This is a genomic window from Streptomyces sp. GL_148 (genome assembly GCF_057834205.1).
In genome coordinates, this window is sequence record NZ_CM174396.1 from 7,157,754 (window position 1) to 7,173,875 (window position 16,122).

General features: G+C 70.4%; 16 protein-coding genes and 1 tRNA gene. 14 read left to right on the forward strand and 3 right to left on the reverse strand.

Features of this window, described 5'->3' with window-relative positions; genetic code table 11:
* The 6 genes from AC3IYI_RS32325 (at nt 1) to AC3IYI_RS32350 (ending at nt 4,304) form a co-directional block, all read left to right on the forward strand.
* Entirely contained in the window at nt 1–900 is a 900-nt protein-coding gene (locus AC3IYI_RS32325) for an ATP-binding cassette domain-containing protein (protein ID WP_489406992.1), read from the forward strand.
* Nucleotides 901–916: 16 nt separating this feature from the next.
* Nucleotides 917–2,080, forward strand: a complete 1,164-nt coding sequence (locus AC3IYI_RS32330) for an ROK family glucokinase (protein ID WP_489406993.1) — start codon at nt 917–919, stop codon at nt 2,078–2,080.
* A complete protein-coding gene (locus AC3IYI_RS32335; protein WP_489406994.1) occupies nt 2,077–2,679 on the forward strand; it encodes a hypothetical protein in 603 nt (200 codons plus the stop codon). Before AC3IYI_RS32330 ends, AC3IYI_RS32335 begins: the two co-directional genes overlap by 4 nt.
* A 64-nt stretch (nt 2,680–2,743) precedes the next feature.
* A tRNA-Trp gene (locus tag AC3IYI_RS32340) sits at nt 2,744–2,818 on the forward strand.
* A 43-nt stretch (nt 2,819–2,861) separates the two neighbouring features.
* Nucleotides 2,862–3,494 (forward strand): MBL fold metallo-hydrolase, encoded by a 633-nt coding sequence (locus tag AC3IYI_RS32345; RefSeq protein ID WP_489406995.1) that lies wholly within the window; start codon nt 2,862–2,864, stop codon nt 3,492–3,494.
* A gap of 30 nt (nt 3,495–3,524) precedes the next feature.
* Entirely contained in the window at nt 3,525–4,304 is a 780-nt protein-coding gene (locus AC3IYI_RS32350; RefSeq protein WP_489406996.1) for an exodeoxyribonuclease III, read from the forward strand.
* Here AC3IYI_RS32350 and AC3IYI_RS32355 read toward each other — a convergent pair.
* Entirely contained in the window at nt 4,301–5,188 is an 888-nt protein-coding gene (locus AC3IYI_RS32355) for a DUF3626 domain-containing protein (protein WP_489406997.1), read from the reverse strand. The genes AC3IYI_RS32350 and AC3IYI_RS32355 overlap by 4 nt on opposite strands.
* Before the next feature lie 146 nt (nt 5,189–5,334).
* On the opposite strand from AC3IYI_RS32355, the gene AC3IYI_RS32360 reads away from it, so the two are divergent.
* From AC3IYI_RS32360 to AC3IYI_RS32380, 5 genes are all read left to right on the forward strand, one after another.
* Entirely contained in the window at nt 5,335–5,775 is a 441-nt protein-coding gene (locus AC3IYI_RS32360; RefSeq protein ID WP_489406998.1) for a DUF6278 family protein, read from the forward strand.
* 125 nt (nt 5,776–5,900) lie between these two features.
* Nucleotides 5,901–6,644: an amino acid ABC transporter ATP-binding protein gene (locus AC3IYI_RS32365; RefSeq protein WP_489406999.1), complete on the forward strand. Its 744-nt coding sequence runs from the start codon at nt 5,901–5,903 to the stop codon at nt 6,642–6,644.
* A gap of 11 nt (nt 6,645–6,655) precedes the next feature.
* On the forward strand, nt 6,656–7,633 hold the full coding sequence (locus tag AC3IYI_RS32370; RefSeq protein ID WP_489407000.1) for a glutamate ABC transporter substrate-binding protein: 978 nt from the start codon (nt 6,656–6,658) through the stop codon (nt 7,631–7,633).
* A gap of 17 nt (nt 7,634–7,650) precedes the next feature.
* On the forward strand, nt 7,651–8,295 hold the full coding sequence (locus AC3IYI_RS32375; protein WP_489407001.1) for an amino acid ABC transporter permease: 645 nt from the start codon (nt 7,651–7,653) through the stop codon (nt 8,293–8,295).
* Nucleotides 8,292–9,179 (forward strand): amino acid ABC transporter permease, encoded by an 888-nt coding sequence (locus AC3IYI_RS32380; RefSeq protein WP_489407002.1) that lies wholly within the window; start codon nt 8,292–8,294, stop codon nt 9,177–9,179. The genes AC3IYI_RS32375 and AC3IYI_RS32380 overlap by 4 nt, the downstream gene beginning before the upstream one ends.
* A gap of 51 nt (nt 9,180–9,230) precedes the next feature.
* Here AC3IYI_RS32380 and AC3IYI_RS32385 read toward each other — a convergent pair whose 3' ends face one another.
* The gene (locus AC3IYI_RS32385; protein WP_489407003.1) at nt 9,231–10,829 is read right to left on the reverse strand and encodes a CocE/NonD family hydrolase; all 1,599 of its coding nucleotides are present in this window, start codon (nt 10,827–10,829) and stop codon (nt 9,231–9,233) included.
* Nucleotides 10,830–10,981: 152 nt separating this feature from the next.
* Complete coding sequence (locus tag AC3IYI_RS32390) at nt 10,982–12,193, reverse strand: L,D-transpeptidase (RefSeq protein ID WP_489407004.1); 1,212 nt, start codon at nt 12,191–12,193, stop codon at nt 10,982–10,984.
* Between the two features lie 217 nt (nt 12,194–12,410).
* On the opposite strand from AC3IYI_RS32390, the gene AC3IYI_RS32395 reads away from it, so the two are divergent.
* The 3 genes from AC3IYI_RS32395 (at nt 12,411) to AC3IYI_RS32405 (ending at nt 16,116) form a co-directional block, all read left to right on the forward strand.
* Nucleotides 12,411–13,586 carry a lipid II:glycine glycyltransferase FemX gene (locus AC3IYI_RS32395; RefSeq protein WP_489407005.1) on the forward strand — a complete coding sequence of 392 codons (1,176 nt, stop codon included), beginning with the start codon at nt 12,411–12,413 and terminating at the stop codon, nt 13,584–13,586.
* 62 nt (nt 13,587–13,648) lie between these two features.
* A complete protein-coding gene (gene murJ, locus AC3IYI_RS32400; protein ID WP_489411753.1) occupies nt 13,649–15,337 on the forward strand; it encodes a murein biosynthesis integral membrane protein MurJ in 1,689 nt (562 codons plus the stop codon).
* Nucleotides 15,338–15,432: 95 nt separating this feature from the next.
* Nucleotides 15,433–16,116 (forward strand): response regulator, encoded by a 684-nt coding sequence (locus AC3IYI_RS32405; RefSeq protein WP_489407006.1) that lies wholly within the window; start codon nt 15,433–15,435, stop codon nt 16,114–16,116.
* Nucleotides 16,117–16,122 lie beyond the last annotated feature (6 nt).

A 16,122-nucleotide genomic window follows, 5' to 3' on the forward strand; every position in this document is an offset into this window, starting at 1 on the left:
ATGACCGACACCGGAACCGAAGCATCCCCGGCCGGCGCCCCCGCCCTGGTGAAGCTGACCGAGGTCAGCAAGTACTACGGCAACATCCGCGCCCTCCAGGACGTCTCCCTGGAGGTCTCGGCCGGCGAGATCACCTGCGTCCTCGGCGACAACGGCGCCGGCAAATCCACCCTCATCAAGATCATCGCGGGGCTGCACCGGCACGACGCCGGCACCTTCGAGATCGAGGGCGAGGAGACCGTGCTCGCCAACCCGCGCGCCGCCCTCGACCGCGGCATCGCCACCGTCTACCAGGACCTCGCCGTGGTCCCGCTCATGCCCGTCTGGCGCAACTTCTTCCTCGGCTCCGAGCCCACCAAGGGCCGCGGCCCCTTCCGCCGCCTCGACGTGGAGCTCATGCGCCGGACCACCCGCGCCGAGCTGCTGCGCATGGGCATCGACCTGCGGGACGTGGACCAGCCCATCGGCACCCTGTCCGGCGGCGAGCGGCAGTGCGTGGCCATCGCCCGCGCCGTCCACTTCGGCGCGAAGGTCCTCGTACTCGACGAGCCCACGGCCGCCCTCGGGGTCAAACAGTCCGGGGTGGTCCTCAAATACGTGGCCGCGGCCCGTGACGCAGGCCTCGGCGTGGTCCTGATCACGCACAATCCCCACCACGCCCACCTGGTCGGGGACCGGTTCGTGCTGCTCAAGCGCGGCACCATGGCGGGCAGCCACACCCGCGACTCGATCACCCTGGACGAGCTCACCCGGCAGATGGCGGGTGGATCCGAGCTCGACGAACTGAGCCACGAACTGGAGCGAGTGGCAGAATCAGGACCTGACAGCGCACCCGCCTTCCCACCGGCCACTCCATCCGACCAGGCATCCGGCCCCCCTCCGGGCCCCGCCGCACCATGAGGGACGACACGACTCGATGAGCACGTACCGGGACTTCACGCTCGCCCACCGGGGGGCGGCGCGGGGCACCGTGCTGCGGACCATCGGGACCCGTGAGCGCAGGTCGCACCTGACCGCACCGCGCGTTCCGACCGTCGGCATCGACATCGGCGGCACCAAGGTGATGGCCGGGGTCGTCGACGCCGACGGGGTCATCCTGGAGAAGATCCGGACCGAGACCCCGGACAAGTCCAAGAGCCCCAAGGTGGTCGAGGACACCATCGTCGAGCTGGTCCTCGACCTCTCCGACCGGCACGACGTGCACGCCGTGGGCATCGGCGCCGCCGGCTGGGTCGACGCCGACCGCTCCCGGGTCCTGTTCGCCCCGCACCTGGCATGGCGCGACGAACCGCTGCGCGACGCGCTCCAGTCCCGGCTCGCGGTCCCGGTCATGGTGGACAACGATGCCAACACCGCCGCCTGGGCCGAGTGGCGCTTCGGCGCCGGCCGCGGCGAGGACCACCTCGTCATGATCACCCTGGGCACCGGGATCGGCGGGGCCATCCTCGAAGGCGGCCAGGTCAAGCGCGGCCGCTACGGGGTCGCCGGCGAGTTCGGCCACATGCAGGTGGTCCCCGGGGGCCACCGGTGCCCCTGCGGCAACCGCGGCTGCTGGGAGCAGTACAGCTCCGGCAACGCCCTGGTCCGCGAGGCCCGCGAGCTGGCCGCCGCCGACTCCCCGGTCGCGTACAACCTCATCGCCCGGGTCGGCGGCAACGTCCACGAGATCACCGGGCCGCTCATCACCGAGCTGGCCCGCGAGGGCGACGCCATGTGCGTCGAGCTGCTCCAGGACATCGGCCAGTGGCTCGGCGTCGGCATCGCCAACCTCGCGGCCGCCCTCGACCCCTCCTGCTTCGTCATCGGGGGCGGCGTCAGCGCCGCCGACGACCTGCTGATCGGCCCCGCCCGCGACGCCTTCCGCCGCCACCTCACCGGCCGCGGCTACCGCCCCGAGGCCCGCATCGCCAAGGCCCAGCTCGGCCCCGAGGCCGGCATGGTCGGCGCCGCCGACCTCTCCCGGCTCGTCGCCCGCCGCTTCCGCCGCGCCACGCGCCGGCGCGTCGAGCGGTACGAGCGCTACGCGCAGTTCGGCCGGCGCGACACCGCCACCGGCCCCGAGGACCAGGAACAGCATTGACCCCGCCCTCCCTGCCCCGCCAGGCGCCTTCCCCCGACGAGCAGCCCGACGAGCAGCCCGGCGCGCCGATCCCCGCCGAGGACCGCAAGCACGTGGTGCGCCGCCGCTGGATCACCGCGATCATCATCCTGCTGCTGGTCGGCGTCCCGGCGGGCTACCTCGCGGTCTCCGCTCAGCAGAGCCGCCAGAGCGGCCGCGACAAGGCCTCCAAGGTCGGCGCCGCCACGGTGCGCCCCGGCTGGCCGTCCAAGGTGCAGCGCGGCATCTACGAGGTGCCGATCCCGCCGGAGGCCTGGCGCGTCGGGTTCCTGGAGACCAACAACTGGCGCACCAGCCGCCTGTACGCGCAGTTCGCGGTGGTCCCGAGCGACCTGGACGCCTTCCTGTCCTCCGTCGGCACCAGCCGCGAGGCGCTGACCCCCGGGCCGTCGATCTCCGGGCACGACACCTCCGTCGCCGGCTGGACCTGGACGCCCGAGAACAAGTGGGTCGGCACCACCCTCGAAGCGGACGACCCACGGCCCACCCGGGACATCACCGTCGACCTCACGGACCCCCGCGTCGCCAAGGTGTACGTGGTCTCCACGACGGTGCCGTAGGCCGTCCCTTTCGGATCTTGCCCGGCCCGCGTCGCGGCCCCGCGGATAGAGTGCGGCCGGGGGCGGAGCCGTAGCGCAGAGGTCGTCGCGCGCGGTCTCCAACATCGCGAGGACGCCGGTTCGAATCCGGCCGGCTCCGCCTTCCCGCCCTGCCGGGCCCGCCGCGCCGCTAGCCTTCGATCATGAAGCTCACCAAGCGGCTGCACTCCTGCGTCCAGCTGGAGAAGGACGGGCTCGTGCTCGTCATCGACCCGGGCGCCTTCAGCGAAGCGGACGCCGGCCTCGGCGCCGACGCCCTGCTCGTCACCCACGAGCACCCCGACCACTTCGAGGAGGGCCGGCTGCGCGCCGCCCTCGACGCGAACCCGGCGGCGGGGCTGTGGACCCTGCGCAGCGTCGCGGAGAAGCTCGCCCCCGCCTACCCGGGCCGCGTCCACACCGTGGGCCACGGGGACACCTTCACCGCGGCCGGCTTCGACGTCCAGGTGCACGGCGAGCTGCACGCCGTGATCCATCCGGACATCCCGCGGATCACCAATGTCGGCTACCTGGTGGACGCTTCCGTCTTCCATCCGGGGGACGCGCTGACCGTGCCCGCGACACCCGTCGAGACCCTCATGCTCCCGGTGCACGCACCCTGGAACAAGATCGCCGAAGTGATCGACTACGTCCGCGAGGTCAAGCCGCGCCAGACCCTCGCCATCCACGACGCCGGTCTGACCGACCTCGTGCTACCGATCTACGCCCACCAGATCGGCAACCTCGGCGGCGCCGAGTACGGCCGGCTCACCCCGGGGGACACGGCCGACCTGTGACTGTCGGTGCCGGGCGGTAGGTTGGACGGCATGCGTATCGCCACGTTCAACGTCAACTCGATCACCGCCCGGCTGCCGCGCCTGCTGGCCTGGCTGGAGAGCTCCGCCGCGGATGTCGTGTGCATCCAGGAGACCAAGTGCTCCGCGGAGCAGTTCCCGTACGAGGAGCTGCGCGCGCTGGGCTACGAGTCGGCCGTCAACGCCACCGGCAGGTGGAACGGCGTGGCCCTGCTCTCCAAGGTGGGCCTGGAGGACGTGGTCGTGGGGCTGCCCGACGGGCCCGACTACGAGGGGGTCCAGGAGCCGCGCGCCATCTCCGCCACCTGCGGCGGCGTGCGCGTCTGGTCGGTGTACGTGCCCAACGGGCGCGAGGTCGAGCACGACCACTACGGCTACAAGCTGGACTGGTTCCGGGCGCTGTCCGTCGCCATTGCCCAGGACGCGGCGGGGGAGCGCCCGTTCGCGGTGCTCGGCGACTTCAATGTGGCCCCGACCGACGACGACGTGTACGACCCGGCGGTCTTCGAGGGCCTCACCCACGTCACCCCGGCCGAGCGGGCCGCCCTGGAGGCGCTGCGGACCGCCGGCCTCGCCGACGTCTTCCCGCGCGCGCTCAAGTACGACCGGCCGTACACCTTCTGGGACTACCGGATGCTGGCCTTCCCCAAGAACAGGGGCATGCGCATCGACCTGGTCTACGGGAACGCGGCCTTCGCCAAGGCCGTCACCGACTCCTACGTGGACCGCGAGGAGCGCAAGGGCAAGGGCGCCTCCGACCACGCACCGGTCGTCGTCGACCTGGAGGTCTAGGCCGTCTCCTTCGGATCTTGCCTGGCCCGCGCGGCCTCACCCCGCCCGGCGGGAGCCCCGAAGCGGGCGAGGCAGTGCCACACTCGCTTGAGGGCCTGTTCGTCGTGGCGGCCGGCGAGCAGGGCCTCCCCGATGATCCGGGGATCGAGCCGGCCGCCGGCCGCGATGGCCGCGCCCAGGTCCACGTACTCCTGTCCGCGGTAGTCGGGGTGCAGCCGCAGCTCCCCGACGGAGAGTTCGAACCCGCCGTGCCACTCCAGCGGACAGGGCAGGCGAAGAGCCGCGGCCTCCACCGCCGTGCCGCGGTAACACGGGTCCAGGACCAGCGCCTCCACGTCACGGTCCAGCTCGACCGGTCCGTGCACCTGGGCCTCGACGTAGTCGTCCAGGTCGTCCTGGCCGTCGGCCTCGGCCAGTGCGATCAGCGGCATGCGGGCCGCGACACCGAAGTCCGAGGGTTCGAGAAAGCTGTCGGGATAGCAGAACGTGGTCCGTTCCAGTGCCCCGGAGGTCAGCCGGAAGTGGGCGGACCCGAAGCGCGGTGCACCGCCGGCCGGCTTGCGGCGGAAGTTCAGGGCCCCGTAGACGGGCCGCTCGTGGGCGGGCGCTTCGTCGTAGGCCTTGGCGAAGATCCTGCTCTCCCAGCGCCACCGGTCACCGCCGGGGTGGGCGGTCAGACCGCCGTTGCTCACGCCCGTGACGAACTGTGAGCTGTAGGTGCCCTCCCGTGCCAGGGCGTCCAGGATCGGCCTGCCGCGCACCTGCCGGTCCGGGTGGAAGTTGACGCTCACGCGCAGGGCCGGATCCACGGGATCGCCGGACGACAGCCCGGCGACGTGGTGAAGGGCCCGTTCCCGGGGGGTGGCCGGGGCTTGGGGGTTCATCTCGGCAGTCTCCCCGACGGTGATCATCCGGCGCACCCGGATTGTGCCCGCGGATGCCGGCGCCGCCCCCGCGGATTGTCCCCACGGCCCTTGATCCTCAGGCGCGTCCTATGGCCGGTCGCGGATCCGGGTGTCAGGCTGGCCCCATGAACATCCCTTTCCTGGCCAACTGGATCAACCGACACGAAACGGAACCGGGTGCGGGACTCGCCGCGGCCCTCGCGGACGATCCCGAGGGCATCAACGAGATGTTCGCGGAATGTGAGATGCTGCGCGCCCACGCGCGCAGGGCCGGGCTCGAACTCGACCAGAGCCCGCGCTCGTTGGAGGACATCGACCAGCTGATGCCGCGCTGGCGGTGGGATCCGGAGATCACTCCGTGGCTGGGCAACGACGCGGGCTTCTACCTCGGGACCGTGATCGTCCGCTCCGTTCCGGGCGCCGCCTGGCAGGTGTGGCCCAACGGCCAGCCGATGATCCGGCTGGCCTCGGGCCGCGAGCTGAACGTGGTCGAGTCGGGGGTGTCCTGGGCGATGACGGGATCCCCCGAGCTCAGCCAGGCCTACGCCGAAGCCTCGGAAGGCTGAGCTGCCACGGAAGGCTGACCTCGTGGGCCTTTATGCGGCTTTTAGGCGTGTCGCGGTGAAGTGCCCTTCCGCGGCTGGATAGTTTGCGCTGACCTCGACACACCGACAAGTGGGCAGGGCAGCGTATGGCCGTCGATCCGTTGATCGAGCTGCGGGACGTCAACAAGCACTTCGGACAACTGCACGTCCTCCAGGGCATCAACCTCACCGTCGGCCGCGGGGAGGTGGTGGTGGTCATCGGCCCCTCCGGCTCCGGGAAATCGACCCTGTGCCGGGCGATCAACCGACTGGAGACCATCGAGTCGGGCACGATCACGCTCGACGGCAAGCCGCTGCCGGCCGAGGGCAAGGAGCTCGCCGCGCTCCGCGCGGATGTGGGGATGGTCTTCCAGTCCTTCAACCTCTTCGCGCACAAGACGGTCCTCGCCAACGTCTCCCTCGCCCAGATCAAGGTCAGGAAGCGCAAGAAGGAGGAGGCGGACAAGCGCTCCCGCGAGCTGCTGGAGCGGGTCGGCCTCGCGAACCAGGCCGAGAAGTTCCCCGCCCAGCTCTCCGGCGGCCAGCAGCAGCGCGTGGCCATCGCGCGCGCGCTCGCCATGAACCCCAAAGCCCTCCTCTTCGACGAGCCCACCTCCGCGCTCGACCCGGAGATGATCAACGAGGTGCTGGAGGTCATGCAGCAGCTCGCCGCGGAGGGCATGACCATGGTGGTGGTCACCCACGAGATGGGCTTCGCCCGCTCCGCCGCCAACCGCGTCGTGTTCATGGCCGACGGGAAGATCGTCGAGGACCGGACCCCGGAGGCCTTCTTCACCGCCCCCGAGAGCGACCGGGCCAAGGACTTCCTCTCCAAGATCCTCAAGCACTGAGGGGCGGCCCGATGAGACAGCGTCCGACGAAAGTCGCGCGTACCCCGGTGCGGGCCCCGCGTCCCCGGGCGAAAGCCCCGCGCGCCCGGGTCCTGCCGGCCCTCGCCGCCACCCTCGTCCTGCTGGGCGCCCTCGCCGGCTGCGGCAAGTCCGGCAGCCCGCCGGTCAAGGGCCCGCAGCCCGAGGACCTGCCCGTCTACCAGGTGGCGACCGGCTTCCAGCTGCCGGACTCCCCGACCTGGGAGAAGGCCAAGCGGCGCGGCCACCTCGTGGTCGGCGCCAAGGAGGACCAGCCGTACATGGGGGAGAAGGACCCCGCGAGCGGCCGCTACTCCGGCTTCGACATCGAGATCGCCAAGATGATGTCCGCCTCGCTCGGCTTCGACCCCAAGACCGTGGAGTTCAAGACCATCGCCTCCGCCAACCGCGAGACCGCCCTGCAGAACGGACAGATCGACTACTACGTCGGCACCTACACGATCAACGACAACCGCAAGAAGCAGGTCGGCTTCGCGGGCCCCTACTTCCTCGCCGGGCAGTCCCTGCTCGTGCGGAGGGGGGAGACGGAGATCAAGGGCCCCGAGGACCTCGACGGCAAGAAGGTCTGCTCGGCCGCCGGCTCCACCCCTTACCAGCGGCTCCAGAAGGAGTTCCCGCGGGCCGTCCTCGTCGCCTACGACACGTACTCGGTCTGCGTGGACAACCTGCTGACCTACCAGGTCGACGCCGTCTCCACCGACGACTCCATCCTCCTCGGCTACGCCGCCAAGGTCCCCGAGGAGCTCAAGGTGGTCGGCAAGCCCTTCTCCGAGGAGCCCTACGGCGTCGGCGTCCCGCGCTCCGACAACGCCCTGCGGTTCGCCCTCGACGACGCACTCGCCGCGAACGAGAAGAACGGCAACTGGAAGAAGGCCTACGAGGCCACGCTCGGCCTCTCGGGCCAGCCGGCGCCTACACCGCCCGCCATCGACCGCTACCCGGCGAGCTGAGGGGAGAGCGCACCGCCATGGACGTACTCACCGAAAACTTCTCGCTCTACGGGAAGGGCTTCCTCGGCACCGTGGAACTCACGGTCTACGCCTCCCTCCTGGCCCTGGTCCTCGGCTTCCTGATGGCCTCCTTCCGCGTCGCCCCCGTCGGCTCCTTCCGGGTCTTCGGCACCGTCTGGGTGACCATCCTGCGCAACACCCCGCTCACCCTGCTGTTCTTCGCCGTCCTGCTGGGCCTGCCGCGCTTCGGCCTGGTCCTGCCCTTCGAGCTCTTCGCGGTGCTGGCCCTGGGCTGCTACACCTCGGCCTTCATCTGCGAGGTCCTGCGCTCGGGCATCAACACCGTGCCCAAGGGCCAGGGCGAGGCCGCCCGCAGCCTCGGCATGTCCTTCGGCCAGACCCTGGGCACCGTCGTGCTCCCGCAGGCCTTCCGGTCCGTCATCCCGCCCATCGGCTCCACGCTGATCGCCCTCGCCAAGAACTCGGCGATCGCCGGGGCCTTCAGCGTCACCGAGCTGCTGGGCACGTACAAGACCCTCAACGAGCTGGGCTACAGCATCATCTGGACCTTCGTCTGGATCGCGGTGGGCTACCTGATCATCACCCTGTCCATCAGCGCGCTGTTCAACGTGCTCGAAAAGCGCTACGGAGTCGCCCGATGACCGCGCACGCGCTCCACGGTGACCTGGAGTCCACCGCCCTCTACGATCTGCCGGGCCCGCGCGCCCAGCGCCGCCACTTCTTCTACGGGATCGCCTCGACGGCCGTCATCCTCGGGCTGCTCGGCTGGCTGCTCTACCTGCTCTTCGACACCGACCAGTTCACCGCCGCCAAGTGGAGCCCCTTCACCTACAAGGGCATCCAGGAACTACTGCTCAGGGGCCTGGGGAACACCCTCAAGGCCTTCGCCTACGCCTCGGTGCTCTCGCTCGCGCTCGGCGCGGTGCTCGCGACGGGCCGGCTCTCGGTCCACCGGCCGGTGCGCTGGCTGTCCACGCTGTGCGTGGAGTTCTTCCGGGCCATGCCGGTGCTGGTGATGATCTTCTTCATCTTCGTCGCGCTGAAGGTCCAGCCGCTGCCCGCGCTGGTCGCCGGACTCACCCTGTACAACGGCTCGGTGCTGGCCGAGGTCTTCCGGACGGGCATCAACTCGGTCGAGAAGGGCCAGCGCGAAGCCGCGTACGCCCTGGGCATGCGCAAGACCCAGGTGATGTCCTACGTCCTTGCCCCGCAGGGGGTCCGGGCGATGCTGCCCACGATCATCAGCCAGCTGGTGGTCGCGCTGAAGGACACCTCGCTCGGCTACCTGATCACCTACGAGGAGTTCCTGCACGCGGGCAAGCTGATCGCCTCCAACCTCGACTACGACCTGCCCTTCATCCCCGTCGTGATGATCATCTCGCCGATCTACATCGGGATGTGCATGCTCCTGTCCTGGTTCGCCACCTGGGTGGCCCGGCGCGAGCGGCGCAGCCCCAAGACGAAGGCGGTCGACATCGACATCGACACCGCCGACCCGGGAACGGCGCTGCCGGCCGGGATCTGACCCGGAGGGCGTACCCCCCAGAGCCACACCCGGCCCGGCAGCAGCCGTGGATCACTGCTCGCGCAGCGGCACCGAGACGTACGAGGGATCGGTGCTCGGCGAGGAGAAGGTCAGCTGCCCGCCAGTCGGGTTGTGCTCGATGTACAGCGGGTCGACGGTGTCGACGACGACCGCGAGGCGGTGCCCCGCCGGGACGTCGTAGGCGGTGGAGAAGAGCTCCAGGTCCACGCCGAAGGACTGGCCGGCCGGCTTCCCGTGGAAGGTGTACGGGGCATTGCTGATCAGCTTGCCGATGCCGAGCGGGCCCACGTCGTAGAGGTACGCGACGAAGGTGCCGTCGGACTTCGAGGCCGTGACGGTGGTGTGCACTCTGACCGTGCCCCGGACGCGGCGCTCCTGCGCGTAGCGCGGGGACTGCCAGACGGCGGCGAAGGCGCGGGGGAGCAGCGGGATGGAGGCGATGGGCGGGGCCTGGGCGATCTGGTCGAGCAGGCTGGAGAGCATGACGATCCCGCCGTTGGCGCCCGAGTCGATGCCGGTGAAGAGGTGCTCGCTGTCGGAGAGCATCAGCTTCTCGGCGCCGCCGTCGCCGACCGACTTCCAGTCGGCGTAGCCCTCGTAGCCGCCGTCGCTGCGGGGCTTGATCTGCACCGGGGCCTCGGTGTCGACCCCGTTGGCCGTGCCCTTGAGATAGCGGTCGAACCAGCGGTGGGCGTTGGTCCAGGTGTCGTTGGGCAGCCCGAAGAGCCCGGTGACCTCCGCGGTGGCGTGGTCGCCGGGGCGGAACTCCAGGCGCTTGGGGCCGGTGAGCCTCTCGAAGAACTTCGCGTACTGGTTGGGCGGGAAGATGGTGTCGCCCCAGGCGTTGCCGAGCATGATCGCGGCGCCGTTGGCGTTGATCGCGTCCACCTTCTCGGCGGCGGAGCGCTTCTTGCCCCACTCGATCATCTGCGGCTCCCGGTCCAGCTTCGAGCCGAGGAAGTCGCCGAGGATCTGCTGGAGTTCGGGTCCGGGGCGCCCGGTGAGGAAGCCGGCGCCGCCGAGCAGGGCGGCCGCCTGGAGGTGCTGGGTGCGGCCGGAGTAGATGGACTCGATGAGGTCGGCCCAGCCGCTGAGCGCGACCACGGCCTTGATGCGCGGATCGCTCGCGGAGGCCAGCAGGCTGATGCCCGCGCCGTACGAGACCCCGCCGGTGCCGATGTGCGCGGCGTCGGCCGGGGTGTTCGCGAGCGCCCAGTCGATGACGGCGGAGACGTCGGCGATGTCCGCCGGGCCGGCGGTCTCGATCTCGCCGCCGGAGAGCCAGAAGCCGCGGGAGGTGTAACTGACCACCACGTAACCGGAGTCGGCGAGCTTCTTGGCCTGGGCGATGTATTCGATCTGGGGCAGGCCCCAACTGGTCGGGAGCACGATCAGCGGGTACTTCGCGCCGGCCCCGGCGCCCGCCGGGGTGAAGACGTTGCCCTTGAGGGTGATGCCGCCGGAGCCGGGGATGTCGTGGAAGGTGATCGCCGACGAGGCTTCTGAGACGGCGGTGGTCGTACGGGCCACAGCCGCCTGGGCCTGATGGGGGGCCAGGCCCAGGGCGGCTGCTGCCAGTACGGCTGCCATGGCAGTCGCGGTGCTGGTGGTGCGGAGGGTACGGACCATCGATCGCTCCTCGCGTGTGCCGGGGGTGTCAAAGTGACCCGACGGTAACGGGAGGGGCTTACCGGAAGTAACCCGTGAGTAAGTTACGTGCCGGTAACGATTGAATGATGGTCAACTCCGCAAAGGGGAGGGGGGATGTCGCCCCGCCGCGCTCAGCCGACCTGCGGGGTTGTGGCCGCGGCGCTCTTGGCCTGCCACTGCGCCCAGCTGAGGTTCCACTCGCCGTAGCCGTTGCCGACGTCCGGATTGCCCTTGGAGCCCTGCCCCACGACCTCGAACGGGTCGCCGGCCTGGGACGCCGCGAAGAACGCCTTGGCGTTCTCGTCCGACATGCCCACGCAGCCGGAACTGGTGTTGGCGCGGCCGAAGTTGGCGGTGTTCCAGGGGGCGGCGTGCGCGTACATGCCGGACCAGGTCAGCCGGATCGAGTAGTCGACCATCTTGTCGTAGGAGTCGCCCAGGCCCACCGTCTGGGAGTCCATCCGGATGGTGCCCTCCTTGGCCATCATCACCATCTTCCCGTCCCAGGAGGCCTTCTTGCCGCCGGGAGTGCCCGCCGAGATCGGGACGGTGGCGACGGCCTGGCCGTTCTCGGAGACCGTCATCTTCTTCGTGTCGAGGTCCACCTTCACCCGGCGGTCCTTGCCGATCTTGAACTCGGTGACGTAGTCCTTGACGAACATCCCGCCGCCGGGGCCGGAGTCGACGCCGTTCAGGCTCATCTGGACCTTCACGTCGGTGCCGGACTTCCAGTACTCCTTGGGCCGCCAGTCCACCCGGTCCTTGCCCGAGTAGTCCGTGATCCAGCCCCAGGAACCCTCGGTGCTGTTCGAGGTGGTGACCTTCAACTGCTTCTCGACCGCGGCCTTGTCCTTCACCGGGTTGTCGAAGACGATCGAGACCGGCATGGCCACGCCCACGGTGCTGCCCTTGGGGATGTTGATCGAGACCTTGTTCACCTTGTCGGGAGCCGAGGTCTTGAACGTCGTCGTGGCGCTCTGGCTGTCCGTGTTCTGGGCCTCGACCTTGTAGTCGGCCGAGGGCAGGGCATTGCCCTGCGAGGTCCAGGTCTTGCCGTCGGCGGATATCTGCCCGGCCAGTTCGCCGCCCTTGGCGTCCGTCACCTTCACCGCAGCGAGCTTGCCCTCGGCGATCGTCACGGTCACCGGCTTCCCCGCCGCGACCTGGTCACCGGTGAGGTTCACCGAGACCGCCATGTCCGGTTTCTGCTTCACCTCCGCCTTGGCGGCGCCGCCCGAAGCGGCGCCGCCCCCGCAGGCGGCCAGCGAAGCGGCCAGCAAAGCGGTGCCGGCCGCCACGGCGGTGCGGCTGCGTACAGAGAAGACCCGGCGTGTGCGGCTCAACGAAAACCCCTCCGAAGTAATGATCGTCCACAAGAGAAGATGCGAACGGAACGACTCTAGGTTGCAGGAGATGCGGAAAAGATCAGGATTTCCCTTGTGACATGGACCGCAGCAATACGGTCATCGTCCGGTCACAATCGCCGCGCACGGCCGTCATGGACAGCTGTGAGAGTCCTGTGCATCCACCGATTCGGACGTACAGGAAGGCCGGTCAGCCATGTGCGCACTGCTCGTGACTCCGACTCAGCAGCACCGGACCCGAAGCCTGGACAAGGAGCTCACCGTGCGCTCGCTGTCCGTTCCGGAATATCAGGCATTCCTTTTGAAGCACGGTCGGGCCAGCTTTCTCCAGTACCCGTCCTGGGGCAACGTAAAGGACCTTTGGCGATCGGAAAGGGTCGGATGGCACTACCCCGGCGGTGAAATGGAGGGTGCCGGACTCGTTCTCTACCGTCAGTTCCCGGGCACCCGCAAATACTTCGCCTACCTCCCCGAGGGGCCCGTCGCCGACTGGGCCGACCCCGACATCGACCGCTGGCTGACCCCCCTGAAGAACCACCTCAAGGCCTCCGGCGCCTTCGCCGTGCGCATCGGGCCCACCCCCGCCTACCGCCGCTGGGACGCGGCGACCGCCAAGGCGGGCACCGGACCCGGCCGGCAGATCTCCGACGTGCTCGCCACCGAGGTGGACCCGGTCGGAGCCGCGCTCGCCGACCGGCTGCGCACCCGGGGCTGGAAGCGCTGCGGCGGCGAGGACGACGGCGACGCCCAGCCGCGCCACGTCTTTCGCGTACCGCTCGCCGGCCGCTCCGTCGACGACCTGTGGTCGGGCCTGAACCAGGAGTGGCGGCGCAATGTGCGCAAGGCCACGAAGGCGGGGGTCGAGACGGTCGTCGGCACGGCCGCGGAGCTCCCCGAGTTCTACCGGCTGCTGCGCATCACCGAGGAGCGCGACGGCTTCAGGCTCGGCCGCTCGCAGGCGTACTACCAGCAGCAGTACGAGGTCCTGAACGCCGAGGCGCCCGGCCGCATGCGCCTCTACCTGGGCGTTCACCAGGGCGAGATCCTCGCCGCGCACACCATGATCGTGGCCGGCAGCCGGGTCTGGTACCAGACCGGCGCCTCTGCCGACCACCGCCGCGAAGTCCGCCCCAGCAACGCCCTGCAGTGGCGCATGATGTGTGACGCACATGCGCTCGGAGCGGACGAATACGACATGCGCGGGGTACCCTCCACCCTCGACCCCGACGAACGCTCCTTCGGGCTGCTGCGCTGGAAGCTCGGCACCGGCGGACAGGTCGTCGAAACCCTCGGCGAGTGGGAGACCTCCATGGACGGATACGCCAACACGGCCCTCTACAAGGCGTTCCAGGCGTACATGGCCCGCCGGTGACCCTCGCAGACCCCAGAGCGGCCGGCACCCCGGCCGCGCAGGACACCGCCGCCGCAGCCGCGGTGGACACCGCCGCCGGGGCCGCGACAGAGCCCCGCACCGACCGCGCGGCACCGAAGAAGACCTCGGTGCTGCGCAGCGGCGCGCTCATGGCCGCCGGCTCGATCGTCTCCCGCGCCACCGGCTTCGTCCGCTCCGCCGTGATCGGCGCCGCGCTGGGCACCACCCTGCTCGGCGACGGCTACGCCGTCGCCAACACCGTCCCGAACATCCTGTACATCCTGCTCATCGGCGGCGCCCTCAACGCGGTCTTCGTCCCCGAGCTGGTCCGCGCCGCCAAGGAGCACGAGGACGGCGGCGCCGCCTACACCGACCGGCTGCTCACCGTCTGCACGGCCGCGCTGCTGGTCCTCACCGCCACCGCCGTACTGGCCGCCCCGCTCATCGTCTCGGCGTACACCGGCTACAGCGGCGGCCAGGAGTCCACCACCGTGGCCCTGGCCCGCTACTGCCTCCCGCAGATCCTCTTCTACGGGCTGTTCACCCTGCTCGGGCAGGTGCTGAACGCCCGCGGCCGGTTCGGCGCGATGATGTGGACCCCGGTCCTCAACAACCTCGTCGTCATCGCCGTGTTCGGGCTCTTCCTCTACGTCTCCCACGGCGCGACGGACGGCCTGAGCGCCTCCGAGACCCGGCTGCTGGGCATCGGCACCACCGCGGGCATCGTCCTCCAGGCCCTCGGCCTGATCCCCTCGCTGCGCGCCGCCCGCTTCCGCTGGCGCCCCCGCTTCGACTGGCGCGGCAGCGGACTGGCCCGCCCGCTGCGCAATGCGGGCTGGCTCGTCCTGCTCGTCCTGACCAACCAGATCGCCTACTGGGTCGTCACCCGGCTCTCCACCGCCACCGGGCAGCGCGCCGTGGACGCCGGCCTCGCGGGCGGCGCCGGCTACACCGCCTACAGCAACGCCTACCTGCTGTGGATGGTCCCGCAGGGCATCATCACCGTCTCCCTCGTCACCGCCCTCATGCCCCGGATGAGCTCCGCCGCCGCCGACGGCGACCTCGGGGCCGTACGCAAGGACGTCTCCTACGCGCTGCGCTCCAGCGCGGCCCTGGTCGTCCCCGCCGCCGCGCTCTTCGCCGCCCTCGCCCCCTGGGTGATCGGCAGCGTCTTCGAGTACGGGCGCACCGGCCCCGCCGACGTCGCCGTCATGGCCGGCATGCTCGCGGCCTTCGCACCCGGCCTGATCGCCTACTCCGCGCAGTACGTGCTCTCCCGCGGCTTCTACGCCCTCTCCGACACGCGGACCCCCTTCTTCCTCAACCTCTCCATCGCCGCCCTCAACGCCGGGCTCTCGGTCGCCGCATACCAGCTGCTGCCGCCGCGCTGGGCCGTCACCGGCATGGCCTCGGCCTGCTCGATCGCCTTCACCGCGGGCGCGGCCGGCACCGCGTACGTCCTGTCCCGGCGGCTCGGGCCGCGCACGGGGACCCGTACCCAGCGCAAGAACACCGCCGTACGGACCCACCTGCGGCTCCTCGCCGCCTGCACTCCGGCGGCCGTCGCCGGGTACGCGGCCGCGCGCTCCGCCGACCGGTTCGGAAACATCGAAGGGCCCCTCGGGAACTTCGCCGGGGTCGCGGCGGGAACCGCGGTGATCGTCCTCGTCGTCCTACTCCTCGCCCGCCCCCTGCGGCTCACGGAGATCACCGACCTGCTGGACTCCGTACGACGCAGGACCGGCCGCTAGGACGTGTCCATCGTCCCCGGCCGGACCCGCTGCCGGACGTCCATCTCGGCCGAAAGCGGGAGGGGACCGATCGACGACCCTGGAATACTGACCCGATGCCACGCGTACTGCTGATCGAGGACGACCCTTCCATCCGGGAGGGCGTGGGCCTCGGCCTGCGCCGCAGGGGCCACGACGTGAGCGCCGCCGAGACCGGCGAGGCCGGACTCGAACTCATGGCGAGCTTCCACCCCGAGCTCGTCCTGCTCGACCTCATGCTGCCCGGCATCAACGGCGTCCAGGTCTGCCGCAGGATCCGCGAGAACAGCCAGGTACCGATCATCATGCTCACCGCGCGCGGGGACGACTTCGACATAGTCGTCGGCCTGGAGGCCGGAGCCGACGACTACATCGTCAAGCCCGCCCGCACCGAGGTCATCGAAGCCCGCATCAAGGCCGTGCTGCGCCGCCTCAGCGAGCCCGCGGGCGGCCGCCCCGACGTGGAGTTCCACGGAGAGCTGGCCGTCGACCGCGCCGGTCTCACCGTCGCCAAGAACGGCGAGCGCCTCCCCCTGGCCCCCAGCGAGATCAAGCTCCTGCTGCACCTGTCGGCCTCGCCCGAGCAGGTCTTCTCCCGCCAGCAGCTCCTCGAATACGTGTGGGACCACAGCTACCACGCCGACGCCCGGCTGGTGGACGCCTGCGTACGCCGCCTGCGCCACAAGATCGAGGACCCCGACGGCGCCCCCCGCTACATACAGACCGTGCGCGGCTTCGGCTACCGCTTCGGCCCGCTGTAAGCGGCG

What these genes read in the sequence shown, in the direction of transcription:
- AC3IYI_RS32325 (WP_489406992.1), top strand. Translation starts at nt 1, where the DNA reads ATGACCGACACCGGAACCGAAGCATCCCCGGCCGGCGCCCCCGCCCTG.
- AC3IYI_RS32330 (WP_489406993.1), top strand. Translation starts at nt 917, where the DNA reads ATGAGCACGTACCGGGACTTCACGCTCGCCCACCGGGGGGCGGCGCGG.
- AC3IYI_RS32345 (WP_489406995.1), top strand. Translation starts at nt 2,862, where the DNA reads ATGAAGCTCACCAAGCGGCTGCACTCCTGCGTCCAGCTGGAGAAGGAC.
- AC3IYI_RS32350 (WP_489406996.1), top strand. Translation starts at nt 3,525, where the DNA reads ATGCGTATCGCCACGTTCAACGTCAACTCGATCACCGCCCGGCTGCCG.
- AC3IYI_RS32355 (WP_489406997.1), bottom strand. Translation starts at nt 5,188, where the DNA reads ATGAACCCCCAAGCCCCGGCCACCCCCCGGGAACGGGCCCTTCACCAC.
- AC3IYI_RS32360 (WP_489406998.1), top strand. Translation starts at nt 5,335, where the DNA reads ATGAACATCCCTTTCCTGGCCAACTGGATCAACCGACACGAAACGGAA.
- AC3IYI_RS32365 (WP_489406999.1), top strand. Translation starts at nt 5,901, where the DNA reads ATGGCCGTCGATCCGTTGATCGAGCTGCGGGACGTCAACAAGCACTTC.
- AC3IYI_RS32370 (WP_489407000.1), top strand. Translation starts at nt 6,656, where the DNA reads ATGAGACAGCGTCCGACGAAAGTCGCGCGTACCCCGGTGCGGGCCCCG.
- AC3IYI_RS32375 (WP_489407001.1), top strand. Translation starts at nt 7,651, where the DNA reads ATGGACGTACTCACCGAAAACTTCTCGCTCTACGGGAAGGGCTTCCTC.
- AC3IYI_RS32380 (WP_489407002.1), top strand. Translation starts at nt 8,292, where the DNA reads ATGACCGCGCACGCGCTCCACGGTGACCTGGAGTCCACCGCCCTCTAC.
- AC3IYI_RS32385 (WP_489407003.1), bottom strand. Translation starts at nt 10,829, where the DNA reads ATGGTCCGTACCCTCCGCACCACCAGCACCGCGACTGCCATGGCAGCC.
- AC3IYI_RS32395 (WP_489407005.1), top strand. Translation starts at nt 12,411, where the DNA reads ATGTGCGCACTGCTCGTGACTCCGACTCAGCAGCACCGGACCCGAAGC.
- AC3IYI_RS32405 (WP_489407006.1), top strand. Translation starts at nt 15,433, where the DNA reads ATGCCACGCGTACTGCTGATCGAGGACGACCCTTCCATCCGGGAGGGC.